18 protein-coding genes are annotated in these 18,625 nt (G+C 33.4%); 11 read left to right on the forward strand and 7 right to left on the reverse strand.

The window, feature by feature from the left end:
- Positions 1–51 precede the first annotated feature (51 nt).
- The 6 genes from BLT80_RS00910 to BLT80_RS00935 are packed head-to-tail and all read right to left on the reverse strand — an operon-like array spanning position 52 to position 8,566.
- Positions 52–819, reverse strand: a complete 768-nt coding sequence (locus BLT80_RS00910; RefSeq protein ID WP_092465710.1) for an SDR family NAD(P)-dependent oxidoreductase — start codon at positions 817–819, stop codon at positions 52–54.
- Between the two features lie 21 nt (positions 820–840).
- Positions 841–1,929 carry a polysaccharide lyase family 7 protein gene (locus BLT80_RS00915; RefSeq protein WP_092466845.1) on the reverse strand — a complete coding sequence of 363 codons (1,089 nt, stop codon included), beginning with the start codon at positions 1,927–1,929 and terminating at the stop codon, positions 841–843.
- A 41-nt stretch (positions 1,930–1,970) separates the two neighbouring features.
- Positions 1,971–3,326 (reverse strand): Nramp family divalent metal transporter, encoded by a 1,356-nt coding sequence (locus tag BLT80_RS00920; RefSeq protein WP_245710062.1) that lies wholly within the window; start codon positions 3,324–3,326, stop codon positions 1,971–1,973.
- Positions 3,286–5,169, reverse strand: coding sequence for an NADP-dependent phosphogluconate dehydrogenase (gene gndA, locus BLT80_RS00925; RefSeq protein ID WP_092465711.1), 1,884 nt, complete (start codon positions 5,167–5,169; stop codon positions 3,286–3,288). Before gndA ends, BLT80_RS00920 begins: the two co-directional genes overlap by 41 nt.
- A gap of 15 nt (positions 5,170–5,184) precedes the next feature.
- The gene (locus tag BLT80_RS00930; RefSeq protein WP_092465712.1) at positions 5,185–6,207 is read right to left on the reverse strand and encodes a polysaccharide lyase family 7 protein; all 1,023 of its coding nucleotides are present in this window, start codon (positions 6,205–6,207) and stop codon (positions 5,185–5,187) included.
- 40 nt (positions 6,208–6,247) lie between these two features.
- Positions 6,248–8,566: a chondroitinase-B domain-containing protein gene (locus BLT80_RS00935; protein WP_092465713.1), complete on the reverse strand. Its 2,319-nt coding sequence runs from the start codon at positions 8,564–8,566 to the stop codon at positions 6,248–6,250.
- 487 nt (positions 8,567–9,053) lie between these two features.
- On the opposite strand from BLT80_RS00935, the gene BLT80_RS00940 reads away from it, so the two are divergent.
- Positions 9,054–9,659, forward strand: coding sequence for a hypothetical protein (locus BLT80_RS00940; RefSeq protein ID WP_092465714.1), 606 nt, complete (start codon positions 9,054–9,056; stop codon positions 9,657–9,659).
- A gap of 24 nt (positions 9,660–9,683) precedes the next feature.
- Here BLT80_RS00940 and BLT80_RS00945 read toward each other — a convergent pair whose 3' ends face one another.
- The gene (locus tag BLT80_RS00945) at positions 9,684–10,928 is read right to left on the reverse strand and encodes an NAD(P)/FAD-dependent oxidoreductase (RefSeq protein ID WP_092465715.1); all 1,245 of its coding nucleotides are present in this window, start codon (positions 10,926–10,928) and stop codon (positions 9,684–9,686) included.
- A 108-nt stretch (positions 10,929–11,036) separates the two neighbouring features.
- Between BLT80_RS00945 and BLT80_RS00950 the strand changes: the two genes are divergently transcribed.
- From BLT80_RS00950 to BLT80_RS00995, 10 genes are read left to right on the forward strand one after another with little or no spacing between them, the layout of a single operon-like run.
- Complete coding sequence (locus BLT80_RS00950; RefSeq protein WP_092465716.1) at positions 11,037–12,575, forward strand: flexirubin biosynthesis tyrosine ammonia-lyase FlxA; 1,539 nt, start codon at positions 11,037–11,039, stop codon at positions 12,573–12,575.
- A 24-nt stretch (positions 12,576–12,599) separates the two neighbouring features.
- Complete coding sequence (gene fabG, locus BLT80_RS00955; protein ID WP_092465717.1) at positions 12,600–13,331, forward strand: flexirubin biosynthesis SDR family reductase FlxB; 732 nt, start codon at positions 12,600–12,602, stop codon at positions 13,329–13,331.
- Positions 13,332–13,343: 12 nt separating this feature from the next.
- The gene (locus tag BLT80_RS00960; RefSeq protein ID WP_092465718.1) at positions 13,344–14,561 is read left to right on the forward strand and encodes a beta-ketoacyl-[acyl-carrier-protein] synthase family protein; all 1,218 of its coding nucleotides are present in this window, start codon (positions 13,344–13,346) and stop codon (positions 14,559–14,561) included.
- 8 nt (positions 14,562–14,569) lie between these two features.
- On the forward strand, positions 14,570–14,812 hold the full coding sequence (locus BLT80_RS00965; protein WP_092465719.1) for an acyl carrier protein: 243 nt from the start codon (positions 14,570–14,572) through the stop codon (positions 14,810–14,812).
- A 16-nt stretch (positions 14,813–14,828) separates the two neighbouring features.
- Positions 14,829–15,713, forward strand: coding sequence for an LpxL/LpxP family acyltransferase (locus BLT80_RS00970; protein ID WP_092465720.1), 885 nt, complete (start codon positions 14,829–14,831; stop codon positions 15,711–15,713).
- Between the two features lie 6 nt (positions 15,714–15,719).
- Entirely contained in the window at positions 15,720–16,157 is a 438-nt protein-coding gene (locus BLT80_RS00975) for a hotdog family protein (protein ID WP_092465721.1), read from the forward strand.
- A 7-nt stretch (positions 16,158–16,164) separates the two neighbouring features.
- A complete protein-coding gene (locus BLT80_RS00980) occupies positions 16,165–16,611 on the forward strand; it encodes an acyl-CoA thioesterase (protein ID WP_092465722.1) in 447 nt (148 codons plus the stop codon).
- Positions 16,612–16,617: 6 nt separating this feature from the next.
- Positions 16,618–17,748, forward strand: coding sequence for a beta-ketoacyl synthase N-terminal-like domain-containing protein (locus BLT80_RS00985; RefSeq protein ID WP_092465723.1), 1,131 nt, complete (start codon positions 16,618–16,620; stop codon positions 17,746–17,748).
- Positions 17,745–18,368, forward strand: a complete 624-nt coding sequence (locus BLT80_RS00990) for a 3-oxoacyl-ACP synthase (RefSeq protein WP_092465724.1) — start codon at positions 17,745–17,747, stop codon at positions 18,366–18,368. The genes BLT80_RS00985 and BLT80_RS00990 overlap by 4 nt, the downstream gene beginning before the upstream one ends.
- Complete coding sequence (locus tag BLT80_RS00995; protein WP_092465725.1) at positions 18,368–18,625, forward strand: phosphopantetheine-binding protein; 258 nt, start codon at positions 18,368–18,370, stop codon at positions 18,623–18,625. Before BLT80_RS00990 ends, BLT80_RS00995 begins: the two co-directional genes overlap by 1 nt.

Consider the following 18,625-nt stretch of genomic DNA (forward strand, 5'->3'; position numbering starts at 1 on the left):
TTAAAATAATTTAACTTTTACTTAAAGATAAATCTTGACTCATAGTAAGCACTACATATTGTAGACACCACCGTTGATATCTAAAGTGGCACCAGTAATAAATCCATCGTATTCTGACGCTAAAAATAAAACAGCCCTAGCGACATCATCTGCATTACCTGCACGTTGGATAGGAATACCAGCCGTTGTTGCTGCCGCTGATTCTTTCGTTGTATGTGTGTTGTGAAATGATGTCCCAAGAATAAGACCTGGAGCAACAGCGTTAACTCGAGTGCCTTGCGCACCCAATTCTGTAGACAACGCCCGTGTAAATGTTAAGATGGCGCCTTTACTAGTAGAATACACCAATGACCCTGGATGACCACCTTTACGTCCTGCAAGTGAAGCTAAATTAACAATACTACTGTTATTGTGTTTTGCTAGATATGGAGCTGCTGCTCGCGTTACGAACATCATCGAAGTAAGATTTATATCCATAACCTTATGCCAAAATTCAGTCTCCATTTCATTCAGCATTTTTCGAGCTACAAGTGAACCTGCATTGTTAATTAGTATATCTAAACTTCCTAAAGTTTCCACGGTTTTTTCAACCAGAGCATTTGCATCGGCTTCTTTTGTTAAGTCACCAGATATTGCAATTGCTTTTACACCTTTACTATGCGCGTATTTTACTAATTCATTAGCCGTATCAGCACTAGAAAAATAGTGAATAGCAACATTAGAACCACTATCTATAAAATGTTTTGTAATCGCTTCTCCAATACCTTGTGCGCCAGCTGTAATAAGAATATTTTTACCAGCTAATTTATTATTGTTCATAGTCGTCTTGTATTAATTGATTTAATCGTTTTTAGTAAAATAGCCTTCGTTAGAAACGGCATCTTCACTTATTGAAATACTTCCTTTTTTAAACCATACCTCAGCATAGTTTCCATCTGCATATTGTTTTTGGATATCTCCATTATGTGTTTCAGCACCAGAGCACCAATTTCTATTTACTTCTGGCGATTTTCCGTTGGTTTGATTATAAGCACCAAGCTTGAAAAAACAACCTTCACCAGCGTAGGCACTTTTACGCTCTACTCCATCTTGACCAATTGGAACAAATAATTTTTGTGTTTGCTCAGGAATAGCTTCGGTAGTTGTGTATTCTGATTCAATTAAGTTTTTTGTAAACGTTTTGGTTTCATGACCTTCACTAGAAAAATTCAAAGTCATAATTCCATTTTTTACTTTCACTTCATAGCTAAACGCTTCACCTAAGGCAATACCATCTTTAGGTTCTTCTGGATATGTGTTTACAGAATCTCCAACAACAGAAAAGTCATTTCCCCAAACCGCTGAAGAATAATCCCATCGTTTAGAATTATCATCACCTGCGGTATTAATTTCATAATGCCAAAACACAGAACCTTTAGTATGACCTGGGAATTTTTTATAAAATATTTTAAGCGGTTCGTTTTCAAACGCATCCGCACTATGAATCTGTCCTACAACAACTGAGTGAGACGCTGCTACACTAGCATCACCTGTAGCCGAAACATTCATGACTTTAAGTGTTGCTGTTAATTCATCATTAGCCGTTTTTGGATACCATTTTTTTGTTTGCGCTAATTCCGTTCTTGTGTTATTAGAAGTACCATGAGTATCACCACCATTTGGTGTTTTAAAAACAACCCAATCACTATTACCCTCATTTACCGTGTAAAAGAAATCTTTGTTTTCAAAATTATTAGCAATACCTGCATTTGAGCCATCACCTAAAATCAATTTCCAGTCATCAAAAAATGGAATAACGTCGCTTGCGTAAACGGTTTTCTCAACTTCTTTTTCAACAGGTTCTTTCACTTCATTTTTACAGCTATTTAGAATTAAACAGCAACTAAAAAGTATCAATGTTGATACTGATGGGATATGTTTTTTATTCATGTTTAAATTATTTAAAGTCATTAGTTTTTAATCTTAAATTATTAGAAATAGTCTAAAAGTGCTACGACGCCATTATATGAAATCACTAGAGAAAAGAACAAGGCGGCATACAATCCGATGTAAACTCCTAGGCTGGTTTTATAATCGTTCATGACTTTTTTATTACTTAGCATAAGGATAATGCCGAGTATTACAATTGGCAATACAAACACATTAAAGACTTGGGATAGAATTTGAATTTCAATAGGATTTGCTCCAAACGCAGGACCAATTAAAGCCACTAAACAAGCTATAAAAGTTATAATTCTAAATTGCTTGGAATTGGTATCTAATTCACCCGATTGGTAATCTGCGATCAATAAAGGTGCAATTAATAAACAAGGAAAAATAGATGATAAGCCTGCGCTTAATGCTCCAAAAAAGAAAATAGTAACAGCCCATTTTCCTGCAACGGGTTCTAGAGTATTTGCCATATCTAAAACCTGCGTAACTTCTTTACCTTGATAATACAAAGCACCTGCTGCTACAGCCATAATAACTCCACTAATAATAAATATTAAAACTGCTGCTGTAATTGAATCTCTTTTTTGCTGCCCTAAGTTTTTGATGGTCCAACCTTTTCCTTTTACAAATAGTGGTCGTGATAAGAATGTCGCAGAAGCCATTGTCGTTCCCACAAAGGCTGCCACTAGCATTTTACCTCCTGGTACATCTGGAATTGTTGGTAGCAATCCTTTTACAACATCTATTGTAAGGGGCTGTACAAAGCACAAGGAAAGCACAAAAGACATTCCCATTAAAGTTACGAATATGACCAATATTTTTTCAAAAAACGTGTACTTACCAACCAACATTAACAAGTAGAACGTCACAATAATAACAATTGCTGTGATGAGTACGGTTTCATATTTATAAGCCGATAATCCTTCAAAATTCACGGCTAATATTTCAAAAATTATATTCGATGAAATTCCTAAGATTCCCATTAGTGAATTCCATTGTCCGAACGTAATACCAATAATAATGGCAATAGCTAAAACTTTACCTAATTTAAAATGTTTTTTAAATCCAAAAAGTGCCGTTTCACCAGTAAGCAACGCGTAATTCCCGTAAGCAAACATTAAAATTCCCGAAAAAATGCAACTTATTAAAAGCACCCACAATAATTGCATATTGAATTTACTACCTGCAACAATCATAGAGGTAACACTACCTGTACCAATAGTATAACCAATCGCAAATATCCCTGGACCAAACCCTAATATGACAGCAATGATTTTTTTGAGAAATGATTTTTTTGGTGTGGTTGCTTCCATATTAATAGTGTATTGGTTTTTGGTTGTTAGTTGCTCGTGTCTAATTCCAGTTGGTGTGATGACTTTTTCCAGAATCATCATCTAATCTTTGATACGTATGGGCACCAAAATAATCGCGTTGTGCCTGAATAATATTGGCAGACGCATATGGTGTTGTAATGCCGTTTAAAAACTGAATAGCTTCTCCCAAAGCAGGAGTTGTTATGTCATTAAGTACACATTGAGAAACCACCTTTTTCACTGAAGGTCTGTATTGATTCACAAGGTCGATTAGCTTTGAATTTGTTAAGATGTTGGTTGTGTCTTTAAATATGTCAACCAAATCTTCCATTAAAGCCGATCTAATGATGCAACCGTTTGTCCAAATTCTAGCAATTTCACTAAGATTTAGATCCCATAAAAATGTATTTGAAGCTTCTGAAATCAGTTTAAAACCTTGATAATGATTTATAATTCTAGCAAACTGATACGCCTCTAAAATGTCATTTGTAGTTAGATTTAATTCTGAAGTACTTGAGTTTTTAAAATTCTGACTTAACTGAAGTCGTTCTTCTTTGTAAAAAGAGATATATCGTGAAAATAAAGCAGAAGCGATTAATGTACTTGGTATACCGAGTTCTGCTGAAGCCATAGTGGTCCAGTTTCCTGTCCCTTTATTTCCGGCCTTGTCTAAAATTTTATTGACCAACCAATCGTCATCTTCTTTCTTTCTAAAAATATCAGCTGTTATTTCTAATAAGTAGCTATTTGCTGTTGACTTCCAAGTCTCAAAAGTATTGGCGATGTCATCTGGGTTTTGACCTAAAGCTTCTAAAATAGTGGCAACCTCAGCTAACAATTGCATTTCTACATACTCCACTCCATTATGTACCATTTTAATGAAATGACCACTGCCTTCTGGTCCAACATAGGTGCAACAGGGTAAGCCATTTTTATCTTTAGCCGCTATTTCTTCTAGAAAAGGCTGCACGCTTTTATAAGCCTCAAGATCACCACTTGGCATTATAGACGGTCCTTTTAATGCCCCTTCCTCACCTCCAGAAACTCCAGCTCCTATAAAATGAATGCCTTTGGTTTTTAAATAATCAACACGCTCTTTTGTATTTACATAATTTGAATTTCCGCCATCAATTAAAATATCATTTTCAGACAAATGTGGTAGTAAATCTTCAATAACGTAGTCTATTGTTTTTCCGGCATTCACCATGAGCATAATGCGTCTTGGTTGTTGCAATGCGCTTACAAAATCTGCAATATCATCAAAAGCTTCAGATTGAGATAATTCAGGAAATTTAGCTTTAAAGTCTTTGGCAATATCAACCTCAACACCATCCACATGCCTATTAAACATTGCAATCTTGAATCCGTTATTAGCCAAGTTTCGGCATAGGCTTTTTCCCATAACTCCTAAACCAAATAATCCAAATTCTGACTTGTCCATTAATTTGTGTTTTAAAGTTTTTATAATGCTTTCTGGCGTTAAGCTAATATTGATTTGAATGGATTTTTTAGGTTCTTCCAAAGTATCAAACTGCGATTTCAATAATTCTGAAGGCATAAAGTGATTACGCCTTCGATTCACTCTATTATAAATTTGATTAAAATCTCCTCTTAAATACACCCATTTTGTTTCGGCTTCAATATCCAAACTTAAAATGTCTCTATACTTTTCCTTTAATGCAGAACAGACTATGATGCAACTGTTTTTAGTCAATTGCTTTTTAGCCAAAGCATTCAATGTTTCTAACCAACCTTGTCTATCATCATCATTTAAAGGTAGTCCACTAGACATCTTTTTAATATTCGCTTTTGGATGAAAATCGTCACCATCAAAAAAGGGTATCTTTAATTCTTCCGCTAGTAACTTTCCAATAGTGCTTTTTCCACATCCCGAAACTCCTATTACAAATATGACTTGCTTCAATTTAATTTTGTTTTATTAATTAGGCGGTGTTGCTGAACCTACAGTTGCCGATTTAAACCAAACTTCCGCATAGCTTCCATTGGCATATTGTTTTTCTATATCACCATCATACGTTTCAGACTTGGTAGATTTACCGTTAGCCTGATTATAAGCCCCTTGTTTGAAATAATTTATTTCACCAGCATAAGCAATTTCTCTTTCGACACCCACAGTTCGTCTTGAGGCATACCTATCTATAATCTGTTTTGGAATTTCAGATTTTGTAGCAAACTCTGATTCTATTAAACTTTTAGTAAATGTTATGGTCTCGTGTCCTTCGCTTGCAAAGGTTAAATACATAATACCCTTATAAACATTGACTTCATAGCTAAATTCTTCACCTAATGCGATACCATCTTCTGGTTCTGCAGGACTCGTTGTGGCGTTGTCTCCAACCACTGAAAAATCATATCCCCAAACTGCTGTTGAAAAATCAAATCTACCAGAGTTATCTCCTTCAGTATTGATTTCATAGTTCCAAAACACAGAACCTTTCGTATGATCCGGGAATTTTTTATAGTAGATTTTTAGGGGTTCGTTTTCATGGCCTTCATCACTATGAATTTGCCCAACCACCACAGAATACGAGGATGACACATCTGCATTTCCAGTAGTAGATACATGTTGCACTTTTAATGTTCCTGTGAGTTTTCCGCCAGTTTCTGGAATCCAATGTGCTTTTTCACCAAGTTCTGTTCTTGTGTTACTCGATGTTCTTGAAGTGATACCAGAATTTGGTGTTTTATAGACAACCCAATCCGTTTTGCCATCATTTTCAACATAAAAGAAATCATCTTTTTGGTAGTCTACTAAATCATCAACGTAAGTTCCATCTCCTAAAAGAATTTTCCATTTGTCCATAAACGGAATGACATCACTTGGGTATTTTTCCTCTTGTTCCGTTTCGTTTTCAACCGTTACTTCTGGATTCGTTTCCGTATTGTTTTTACATCCAACGATTAGTAAAAGTGTAAAAATTGTAAATAGCGATTTTTTCATTTTAAGTGTTTTATGAGATTACTACCTGCGCAGGAATACATTAATACATTAGTGTCATCACTAAGTTTTCTTCGGTCTTAATTTGTCCTGAATTTATTACTGTGTTTTCTGATTCCACATTATTTTTTGCTCCCCAAAGAATAGATACAAATTGAACAGGATTATTTTTAAAAGTGTTTTTTTTAATAGTTACATTCACAATACCATTATGATTTAACAGTCTTTTATTCTTCTCTTTTGCACCACAATTCGTAAATGTGCTATTAGCGATTAAAAGGTTTCCTCCAATAGTTGACTCATCATAACCACCTCTATAATAATCGACAACATTTTGTTTTACGTTATTGAAATTACATTTGTTAATGGTTAAATATTCAGTGTTGTAATCGCCTCTATCGTTGGTTTCTTCTGATAATTCTATACCATTTTCACAATTTGAAATAGACGTATTTTCAAAAGTTACACGTTCAGAAAAGGATTGTTTGTACGCTCTCAAAACATAATTGAAATCACTTATTTCTGTGTTAGAAACCGTTAATCCGAAATGATTAGACATATTCTCTTTTAAACTTGCAAAAGCATAATTAGAACCATTCCCTTTTAAAATTAAGTTGTTTACGGTCAATTTCCCTTTAGGTTGTAATGAAAATAATGGTGTATTTGCTTCACCAGAAAAAACAAGTTGTGTTTTCCCTTCCGACTGAATAGTAAGTCTTTTAGTAATAACTAAAGATTTTGAAATGGTATAAACACCTTCTGCTATAGCGATAATATCTCTATTATTAGCAGTATCAATTGTAGTTTGTAAATCTTCGGCTTTCGTTACCGTATGCGTTACTGCATCTGCAGTTTCAATTTCGTTAGAATACCAAGACGCTCCATATTTTGATTTATCTAAAATGTTAGGATTCGTAAAATCAACACCTACAACGGCACCAATACTTTTACTGTCTTTTCTAGAGTTGCCAAATAAGTCGTTTTCAATAGTGTTAAAATCAAAACCGTTAAAAGGTTCTACGTCACTTGGAATTCCTGTTGGAAGCAAAATATTATCAGATACTTTTTTCAACTCTAAATCAGCAGGAATAATGCCACCATCAAAGTCCTTAAATTTTACACCTTGATTATCTACGATGTTGTTTTTGAAAGTGACACCATCTGCTTTGTCATTTTCAACAACAATACTTTCCAAACCTTTATCATTATACACAACATTATTAGCAACAGTGGTTCTGATTGCTCTTGCAGAACGAATTTCGGATTCTGGTAACACATCTGCTTGCGCAATGTTAGTACCAACACCAAATTGCCATGGCGAACTACAATTTACAAATGTGTTATAAGCAACAACCAAATCCGTGACTTGGTTGTAACGATTTAATGGTGATTTAGGAATACCGTTCATAACAGCCAACGGGCTTCTGAAACTTTTTCCTTTTAAGTTGAAAAAATAATTATTGGTCACCCAATGTCCTGTGTTTATTATACGAATTCCACCAAATTGTTCATTTACACCATCACCAATAAAATAGTTTCCATCTATGGTTACGTAATTTCCATGTCGCGTCACAACAGAACCTTCACTTTTATAAAAAACGTTGTTCTTAATTATGTTGTTATTCGTTTTACTTGAAATGATTTCAACTTCTCCGTTACATTCTTCAAACAAGTTATTTGCAATAGTTGTATTACTCGGACTCATAGACGTAAAACTACTTCCTAACTGAATCGTTTCGCCTCTTGCTCCACCTTTTCTAGGTCGAGGTCCAAAATGATTATTTATAATTTTGTGGTAATTTTTAATACTTTCAACCCCTTTTAAATCGACTCTAACTGTTGGGCCACCATTTGTTTTTCCTGCCAGATAACTATTGCTTAACTCGTTATGTCTTCCGTAAAACTGAACCCAAAGATCATCATCATCGCGTTGTAGTTTATTAAAATCTACAATAACACAGTTGGTTACTTTACAGTTATTTGCTATTGTATTTTTGTCTAATCTGAAGGCTATTACATTTTCGGATGGTGAATATCCGTTTCTAAAATGTAAACCGCTAACTTCTAAATATTCACCACCAAAAGCGAGATTTGAAACCCCTTCAATAAACACTTTGCCTTCGGTTTCTGCTTTAATGGTTATAGGATTGTCTTTGGTTCCTTTTCCTGTAAATTTAATTTCAACATCTTTCCAAATTCCATTTTTCAAAACAATATTGTCACCTGGTTGCGCATTTTCTATGGCCTCATTTAATTCTGTAGCGTTAGAAATTAATTGACCCGATGCTTTATCTGTTTTCGTAGTCTCATTACAAGACAAAAACAAGATTAATAAACTGATTGCAAATAGATATTTCTTCATTATATATTCTTTTATAATTTAATGCGTAACCTCGAGTTCGTAATATTTCACTTCTTAAAACGATCAAAAAAAACTGGTTAACCAATCTGGTTAACCAAAAATAACATAATTTTTCAGATTACAAAACCTTATAGGGTTAATTATGTATATAATACGGTTAATAATATAAACATAATATAAAGAAGCAAGCCTATGGACCTATCGTAAAAACACTATAAATATGCTTACTTGAAAGCTAGATTAAAATAATATAACCACAAATACTAACTAGTGAATTCTACAAAAAATAAAGGTTAATTAAACAAAGCCTCTATTAAATATCACAAGTAAATAAAAATCTATAATCATTATCAAAACTTAACATGAAATAGTCCCTACTTAAAGATACAAGCAGAGACACCCCATTACTTTTCGTTACTAAAAACTACCAATAATTAATAATTAATATTTAATTATACATTTGAACTATTACTAATTACATTTCAATATGAAAAACAAATTATCTTTAGTGTTTATCTTTTTATTTTCAACACTTATTTATGCTCAAAAATTAAAAATAAAAGAGGGGTCTTTTAAAAGCCTAAAAGACATAAAAGAATATTCTCTGATATTTGATTATTCAAATTTAGAAATACCAAAATTTGATTCTGAAGAAGATTTCCTAAAAGACAAAATGGATAAGCGAGAAGAAAAAGAAGCTGGATCCGGAGAAGAATTTAAGAAGTCATGGTTTGAAGACAGAGAAAACAGATATGAACCAAAGTTTATTGAATCCTTCAATAAAAGATTTGAGGACAACACTGTTAACGTAAATAAAAGAGAAAACTCTAAATATACTATGGTTGTAAAGACCACTTTAATGTATGCAGGCTACAACGTAGGTGTATGGAGGCAAAATGCAAAAATCGAAGCCACTATTACCATATTTGAATCTGATAATGCAGATAAAATACTATTCTCCGGAGATTATACTAAAATTGAAGGCAATGGTGCCATGGGTTATGACTTTAATTCAGGGTATCGTATTTCGGAAGCTTACGCTAAACTCGCTAAAGAGTTTGCTAAAAATTTAAAGAAAAAAGGATTAAAATAAATTTAGATAAAAGCGAATACATCATTATTCGCTTTTTTCTTTTTCCATATCTATAACATGCGCTACAGCTTTAACAAGTCTGTGGTGATTTTTTACAAAAGGGTTTGTCTCATCCCAAACATAGCCAGCCAAAACAGAACAAATTTGTTTCTTAATTTCTGGATTTTCTGGTTTATGAAAGAATAATTTTTGCAAGTTTCCAGTGTACCATTCTTTTACATAAGTCGCAAAAACATCAACTCCTTTTTTCATATAATCAGAGTACTCTACTTCCCAATCCACTGTTTTCTTTTGAAGTGATTTAGTAATCAGTTTTGCTGCCAGCAATGCAGATTCCGTAGCAAACGTCACCCCTGAAGAAAACACAGGATCTAAAAACTCCGCACTATTCCCTGTTAGCACATAACCTTTTCCATATAACTGTTTAACAGACTTAGAGTAGTTAGAAATCTCAATAGGCTTAAATTGAAATTCAACACCTTCAAATCGTTCTCTGTAATAATTAGAGAGCTTCAACATGGCTTTTAATTTCTCAGAAGACGTGCCTTTAAATGATTCTAAAAATTCAGAAGAACCAACATAACCGATACTCGTTATTCCATTAGAAAATGGAATAACCCACAACCAAGTTCTCAAATCTATAACATCAAAAGTAATCCGAGTGCCTTCCCAGCCCTCAGGACGGTTTATATCTTTTACATGCGTAAATATGGAAGACTGATTAAGAAGTTCTGAGCTTTTTTCTAAATCTAAAAGACGTGGCAAAACACGACCATAACCGCTAGAGTCAATAATGTACTTCGCAGAAACCGTGTTTCGTTCACCTAACTTATTTTTAATCGTAGTTTCTGAAAAACCATCCTCATTAAAATCAACGGCAATAACTTCTTCTTCAAAAGAAAAATCAACACCTCTTGTTATAAGCTCATCAGTAAGTGTTTTATCAAAATCAGCTCTTGGTACTTGCCAAGTCCAATCCCACCCTTTGGTATACTTTTTACTAAAATCAAAATTACAAACTTCATCTCCTCTTAAAAACCGAGCTCCATCTTTCACTTCATAATCGCGTTTTTTCAAACAATCTAGCAATTCTACCTCTTCAAAATGATCCATACAGCGTGGCAACAAACTTTCTCCAATTACAAATCTTGGAAACAGATTTTTTTCAACCACTTTAACTTTTAAACCTTTTTTATGCAAATAAGACGCCGCAACGCTACCTGATGGTCCTGCTCCAATAATTAGTACATCTACATTTTCAACACTCATATTAGTAATAGTATAAAAATCATTTATTATTCTAAATTTGCATCCCAAAATAACTTCATTTTTCGTTATTTAACTATTATTTTTATTAAATATTACCAACTTATATAGATGCTAAAATTAACCGGAAATTTAGGTATTGAAGATTTTTACAAAATCATTTTCGAAAAGAACCCCATAGAAATAGACGAAACTGTTTTTCAAACCATAGAAAACAGCTTTAATTTTTTAAGAGATTTTTCTAAAAACAAAATAATTTATGGTGTTAACACCGGTTTTGGACCAATGGCTCAGTACAAAATTGCTGACACAGATCGTATAAAACTACAATACAATTTAATACGAAGTCACGCTTCTGGTACAGGAAACCCAATTCACCCTTTATATGTAAAATCCGCGATGCTTGCAAGACTCAACACGCTGTCTTTAGGAAATTCTGGTGTACATAAATCGGTTATAGAACTTATGACTCAATTAATAAACCGTGATATCATTCCTTTAATTTATGAACATGGTGGTGTTGGTGCAAGTGGTGATTTAGTACAACTAGCACATTTAGCATTAGTATTAATTGGTGAAGGAGAAGTCTTTTATAAAAATGAATTAAGATCAACAAAAGAGGTTTTTGAAATTGAAAACTTAAAACCAATAACTGTAGTTTTAAGAGAAGGATTAGCTTTAATGAATGGCACTTCTGTAATGACAGGTATTGGCATTGTAAATACAATTAAAGCTAGACAGTTACTGAATTGGACTATTTTATGTTCCTCTGCTATTAATGAAATTGTAGAAGCTTACGACGATCACTTATCATCAGAATTAAACAACGCAAAAAGACATAAAGGTCAACGTGAAATCGCTAAGCAAATGCGAGCAAATTTAAGCGATAGCAAACTCACAAAAAAACGTGAAGATCACTTATACAACAAAGCGCAAGATGCTACTGTTTTTGAAGAAAAAGTACAAGAATATTACTCTTTACGATGCGTACCTCAAATCTTAGGACCTGTTTTAGATACTTTAGATAGCGTTGAAAACATTTTAATTGAAGAAGTAAACTCTGCAAATGACAATCCTATTGTTAATGTAGAAAAGCAGCATGTATATCATGGTGGGAATTTTCATGGAGACTATATATCCCTAGAAATGGATAAACTAAAATTAGTCGTTACAAAAATGAGTATGTTGGCAGAACGTCAATTAAATTATTTACTCAACCCTAGTCTTAATAATATCCTTCCTGCATTTGTTAACCTTGGTACATTAGGGTTAAATTTTGGTATGCAAGGTGTTCAGTTTACAGCGACCTCAACTACCGCCGAAAACCAAATGCTATCTAACCCAATGTATGTGCATAGCATTCCCAATAATAATGACAATCAAGATATTGTAAGTATGGGAACAAACGCGGCTTTAATCACAAAAAAAGTAATTGAAAATACATACGAGGTTGTTGCCATAGAAATGATTACTATTATACAAGCTATTGAATATCTCGAAATACAAGACAAGGTATCTTCAAAAACTAAAAAAATGTATGATGCTATTAGAAATATAGTTCCTGCTTTCAAAGACGATGTCGTAATGTATCCTTATGTGAATCAGGTAAAAGATTTCATTATGAATCATGACAACAACCTTTTAAAATAAATCTCAACTAAAAAATCGATATACATGAAGTGCGCACTAATAACAGGTGGCTCTAGAGGCATCGGAAAATCAATTTGCATACAACTTGCAACGGATTCAGATTATCATATTTTAATTAATTACCAAAGCAATAAAGCAGCTGCCTTAGAAACTTTACATGCAGTTGAGGAAGCTGGTGGAACTGGTGAGTTGTTACCATTCAATGTTGTAGACATAGAAGATGTACAATCTACATTAGATACATGGCAAGACAAAAATAAAGATGCTATTATTGAAGTCATAGTAAACAATGCCGGCATCACAAAAGATGGCTTGTTTATGTGGATGAAACCTGAGGATTGGAATAACGTTATCAATACAAGTCTTAATGGCTTTTTTAATGTTACTAACCACTTAATTCAGAAAATGCTAGTCCAAAAATATGGTCGAATTATAAACATCGTATCATTATCGGGTTTAAAAGGCACACCTGGACAGACCAATTACTCTGCAGCAAAAGGTGCCGTAATTGCTGCAACTAAAGCTTTGGCTCAAGAAATTGCAAAACGTAATATAACGGTCAATGCAGTTGCTCCTGGATTTATTAAAACGGACATGACAAGCGATTTAAACGAAAAAGAACTTAAAAAATTAGTACCTGCAAATCGCTTTGGAGATCCTGAAGAAGTCGCACATCTAGTCTCTTTTTTAGCATCAAAAAAAGCATCTTATATTACAGGTGAAGTTATTAATATTAATGGAGGTATTTACTCTTAAATAAATTACCAAATGGGAAGAGTTGTAATAACAGGTATGGGTATATATTCCTGCATAGGCGAAAATTTAGAAGAAGTCAAAACATCGCTATATAATGGAACGTCTGGAATTGTTTTCGATGAAAAACGCAAACCTTTTGGTTATCGCTCTTGCCTAACAGGCATGGTAAAAGAGCCGCAACTAAAAAAGCTTTTAACGAGAAGGCAGCGTATTAGCTTAGGAGAAGAAGGCACTTACGCCTACATGGCAACGATAGAAGCCTTAAAAAACGCTAACATTACACAAGAATTTTTAGACGTTAATGAAGTTGGTATTATTTACGGAAATGACAGTACTGCAAAATCTGTAATTGAAGCTGTTGATATTATCAGAGAGAAAAAAGATACCACATTAGTAGGTTCAGGATCTATTTTTAAAGGCATGAACTCTTCAATCACCATGAATCTCTCAACCATATTTAAACTTAAAGGTATTAATTTTACTATTAGCGCTGCTTGCGCAAGTGGGTCTCATGCTATTGGAATGGCCTATCAGCTTATAAAAAGCGGCCTTCAAGATTGTATAATCTGTGGTGGAGCACAAGAAATTAACGAATTAGCTATGGGAAGTTTCGATGGTTTGGGTGTGTTTTCAGCAAATGAAGCGCAACCCGGAAAAGCCTCTAAACCTTTTGACAAAAATCGTGATGGTCTTATTCCAAGTGGTGGTGGAGCCACACTTGTATTAGAGAGCTATGAATCTGCTGTAAAACGTGGAGCACCAATTTTAGGTGAAGTCATCGGTTATGGTTTTTCATCTAATGGAGAACATATTTCTACACCTAATGTAGATGGTCCGTCTAGAGCAATGAAAAAAGCAATAGAACAAGCTAATATTCCTCTTAGCAGTATAGATTACGTAAACGCACATGCTACCTCTACTCCCGTTGGAGATGCCAATGAGGCAAAAGCCATATTTGATGTTTTTGGAGAAAACGGACCCTATGTAAGTTCTACAAAATCCATGACTGGCCATGAGTGTTGGATGGCAGGAGCGAGTGAAGTTATCTATTCTATGTTAATGATGCAACATTCATTTATTGCACCAAATATCAATTTAGAAAACCCTGATGAAGATGCCATTAAATTAAATTTAGTCAGCAAAACTCTAGATAAAAAAATTGATGTATTTTTGTCCAATTCCTTCGGATTTGGAGGAACAAATTCAGCCCTAATAATAAAAAAATTATAGTCCCCATTATGAATAAAGAGGTTATTATTGAAAAAATAAACGACTTTCTTATAGACGAATTTGAAGTTGAAGCAGAAGATCTTTCACCTGAAGCTAATTTAAAAGAAGCACTAGAACTAGATAGTTTAGATTTTGTTGATTTGGTAGTTGCTGTTGAGGCTAATTTTGGTGTAAAACTAGTTGGTGAAGATTTCATTAATATCCTTACACTTCAAGATTTCTACGATCTTATCGAAAATAAATTAAGCTAAATTTTACTAAAATTGAATGGCTACGGAATGGGAAGGCAAGTCTAGAGGTTCAGTTTTAGGATATAAAATTTTTGTTTTTTGTATCAAAAAGCTTGGTTTACGAACTGCTTATTTTGTACTAATTTTTGTAGCTTTTTATTTCTGCTTTTTTGCTAAGAACAGCACAAAGTCTATTTATTATTATTTCCGAAAAAGACGTGAATATTCAAGATTTAAAAGCATTGTAAGTATCTATAAAAGTTATTTTGTTTTCGGACAAACGATTATAGATAAGATTGCTATTTCTTCAGGATTAAGAAATAAATTCACTTATAATTTTGATGGTATTGATCATTTAGACACGGTTTTAAAATCTAAAAATGGAGGTATTTTAATTAGTGCTCACGTTGGTAATTTTGAAATTGCTGAGTATTTTTTAAATGAATTGGAAGAAGATGTTACCATCAGTTTGTTAACAACAGATTCCGAACACGGAGACATTAAAGCTTATTTAGAAAGTGTTACAACAAAATCTAACATTAAATTTATAATCATTAAAGATGATTTATCGCATATCTTTGAAATAAACGCAGCCTTATCTCGAAATGAAATCATTTGCATTACTGGAGATCGTTACGTAAAGCCATCAAAATCATTATCACATAATTTATTTGGCCAAGAAGCACTATTTCCAGCAGGCCCTTTTCTTTTAGGATCACGACTAAAAGTACCAGTGATTTTTGTGTATGTAATGAAAGAAACCACAACACGTTATCACCTATACGCTAGAATAGCAGATGTAAAACAACGTGACCAAATGGCATTGCTAAAATCCTATACCGAAAGCTTAGAGTGGATGCTAAAAAAATATCCTTTGCAATGGTTTAATTATTTTGATTTCTGGAACGATTTAAAAGATTAACACATCATGAATTTACTTAAAGAGCCTATTACGGATCAAGATTTAATTTTAAAATTAATTCCGCAACGTGCACCTATTGTCATGGTAGATTCACTACTATATTTTGAAGAATCTAAAGTTATTTCTGGACTGACCGTGACTGAAGATAATATGTTTGTTCAGAATGGATTTTTAACAGAACCAGGACTTATAGAACACATAGCACAAACTGTAGCACTTTATACCGGTTATCATTTTTACATCAATAATATTCCTGCGCCAGAAGGCTATATTGGAGCTATAAAAAGTGTAACAATCGAGAAGCTTCCAAAAGTAAACATGCAAATAGAAACTGAAGTTGAAATATTACAAGAAATTATGGGCGTCACTTTAGTACAAGGCACAACGACATTAAATGGAGAAGTGATTGTAACAGCTCAAATGAAAACAGTTTTAAAAAATTAAGTCTATAATGGCCTCTAGAAAAAATGATAATACTTCTGAAACTACACTAAAGGTTTCTCACGACATTAGGGTACGTTTCAACGAAACCGATGCTTTAGGTATTGTTTGGCATGGCTATTATCTTCATTATTTTGAAGATGGACGTGAGGCTTTTGGAAGAAAACATGGCATTTCTTATTTAGACACTAAAGCGGAAGGTTATGTATCTCCTATTATAAAATCGAGCTGTGAGCACAAATTACCTTTGCAATATGGAGATATTGCAACTGTAGAAACCACTTATATAAATACACCTGCTGCAAAACTTATCTTTAGATATAAAATTTTAAACAAAGATGGAAAAACGGTTTGCACAGGTGAAACTATTCAAGTTTTTGTAGATGATAACAATGATTTATCACTAACGCTTCCCCCCTTTTTTGAAGCCTGGAAAGCAAAAAACAAGCTTTTATAAATTAATATGAAAGACGTCTTTATCACTGCAAATACAATAATTTCCCCTCTTGGGTTTGATTCTGAAGCTAATGTTTCGGCAATCGCTAATGAACAATCGGGGATTACTTTACATAACAACATTAGTACGTCACCGTGTTATGCTTCTATTATTGACCATAAAAAATTAGACGACGCATTTAGTAAAATAGGAGATTCTAAGATTTATACAAAATTAGAGAAAATGATGATTTTGTCCTTACAAGACACCATTTCTCAGGCTGCATTTTCAATTTCAGATAAAACGGCTTTAATCATTGCCACAACCAAAGGTAATATTGATGCTTTAAACAATAATTTTGAACCAGAACGCGCTTACTTACCTGCTTTAGGAAATAAAATTAAAGAATTTTTCGGATTTAAAACCGAACCTATCATCATATCCAATGCTTGTGTTTCGGGGATTTTAGCCATAGCAGTAGCAAAACGATTCCTTCAAAATGACTATTATGACAATGCTTTTGTTGTGGGTGGCGATATAGTTTCAGAATTTACCTTATCCGGATTCCAATCTTTTCAAGCCATTAGCAAAAATCCTTGTCAACCCTTTTCAAAACACAGAACTGGTATTTCCATAGGTGATGCTGCAGCTTCCGTTGCTATTACTACTAATACATCAGAAAGTGAAGCCATTCAAATTATAGGAGATGGCTCTTGTAATGATGCTAACCATATTTCAGGACCTAGCAGAACTGGAGAAGGCTTATATTTAAGTATCATTTCGGCATTAAAAGAGGCAAATATAAAACCAGAATCGATCGATTATATTTCGGCACACGGAACTGCTACGGCATTTAATGACGAGATGGAAGCGATTGCTTTTAACAGAGCAAAACTAGAAAAAACACCTTTAAATAGTTTAAAAGGGTATTACGGTCACACTTTGGGGGCTTCTGGTTTGTTAGAAGCCATTGTGGGAATTCATTCCTTAAAAAACAACATGCTATACAAATCTTTAGGCATGGATGAATTAGGAGTTACTATGCCTCTAAATATTATTGAAAACACCACTAAAAAAGAACTAAAGACCTTTATAAAAACTGCTTCTGGATTTGGAGGCTGCAATACTGCTGTAATTTTTAAAAAAGTGGAACAATGAAAAAGCAGTTAAAAATCATAGCATATTGCCGTATAAAGAATAATGCGATTTCTTTAAACGGAAAATCGATTATAACGAAAGATAAAGACCTCTCATTTTCTGATTTTGCAAAACAAATCTATAAAGAAAAGCAATTGGCTTATCCTAAGTTTTTTAAAATGGATAACCTATGTAAACTGGCTTTTTTGACTTCAGAATTTCTTTTTGAAGCAGCAAAACTTGATTCTGAAATTATAAAAAACACAGGTATTGTACTTTCCAATAAAGCTTCTAGTTTAGACACAGACAGAAAGCATCAGGATACCATTAACGACAAAGACAATTACTTCCCAAGTCCTGCTGTATTTGTTTATACCTTAGCCAATATTATGATTGGCGAAATTAGTATTCGGCATCAAATAAAAGGAGAAAATGCTTTTTTTGTTTCCGAAAAATTCAATGAAACACTTATAGAGCACTATGCCTCAAGCCTAATTATAAATAGAAAAAGTAGTCATATACTTTGTGGTTGGGTCGATGTGGACAACAATAATTATGATGCATTTATGTATCTTGTGGCAGAAGAAGGATCTTATAACTATTCAAAAGAAATTATTAAAAACATATATACTCAAAATTAATGGACGCATTAAAAAAAGAACTTAAAGAAAGTATTATTGAGCAATTAAACTTAGAAGATTTTACGGTTGAAGATATTGCGGATGATGATACATTATTTGGAGATGGTTTAGGATTGGATTCTATTGATGCTTTAGAACTTATTGTAATGTTAGATAAAGATTACGGTATTAAATTAACGGATCCAAACGAAGGTAAAGCTGTGTTTGTTTCTGTGGAAGTCTTAGCGACTTATATTGCAAAACACCGCACCAAATAA

Origin of the sequence: Winogradskyella thalassocola (genome assembly GCF_900099995.1) — a bacterium.
Classification (GTDB): Bacteria; Bacteroidota; Bacteroidia; order Flavobacteriales; family Flavobacteriaceae; genus Winogradskyella; species Winogradskyella thalassocola.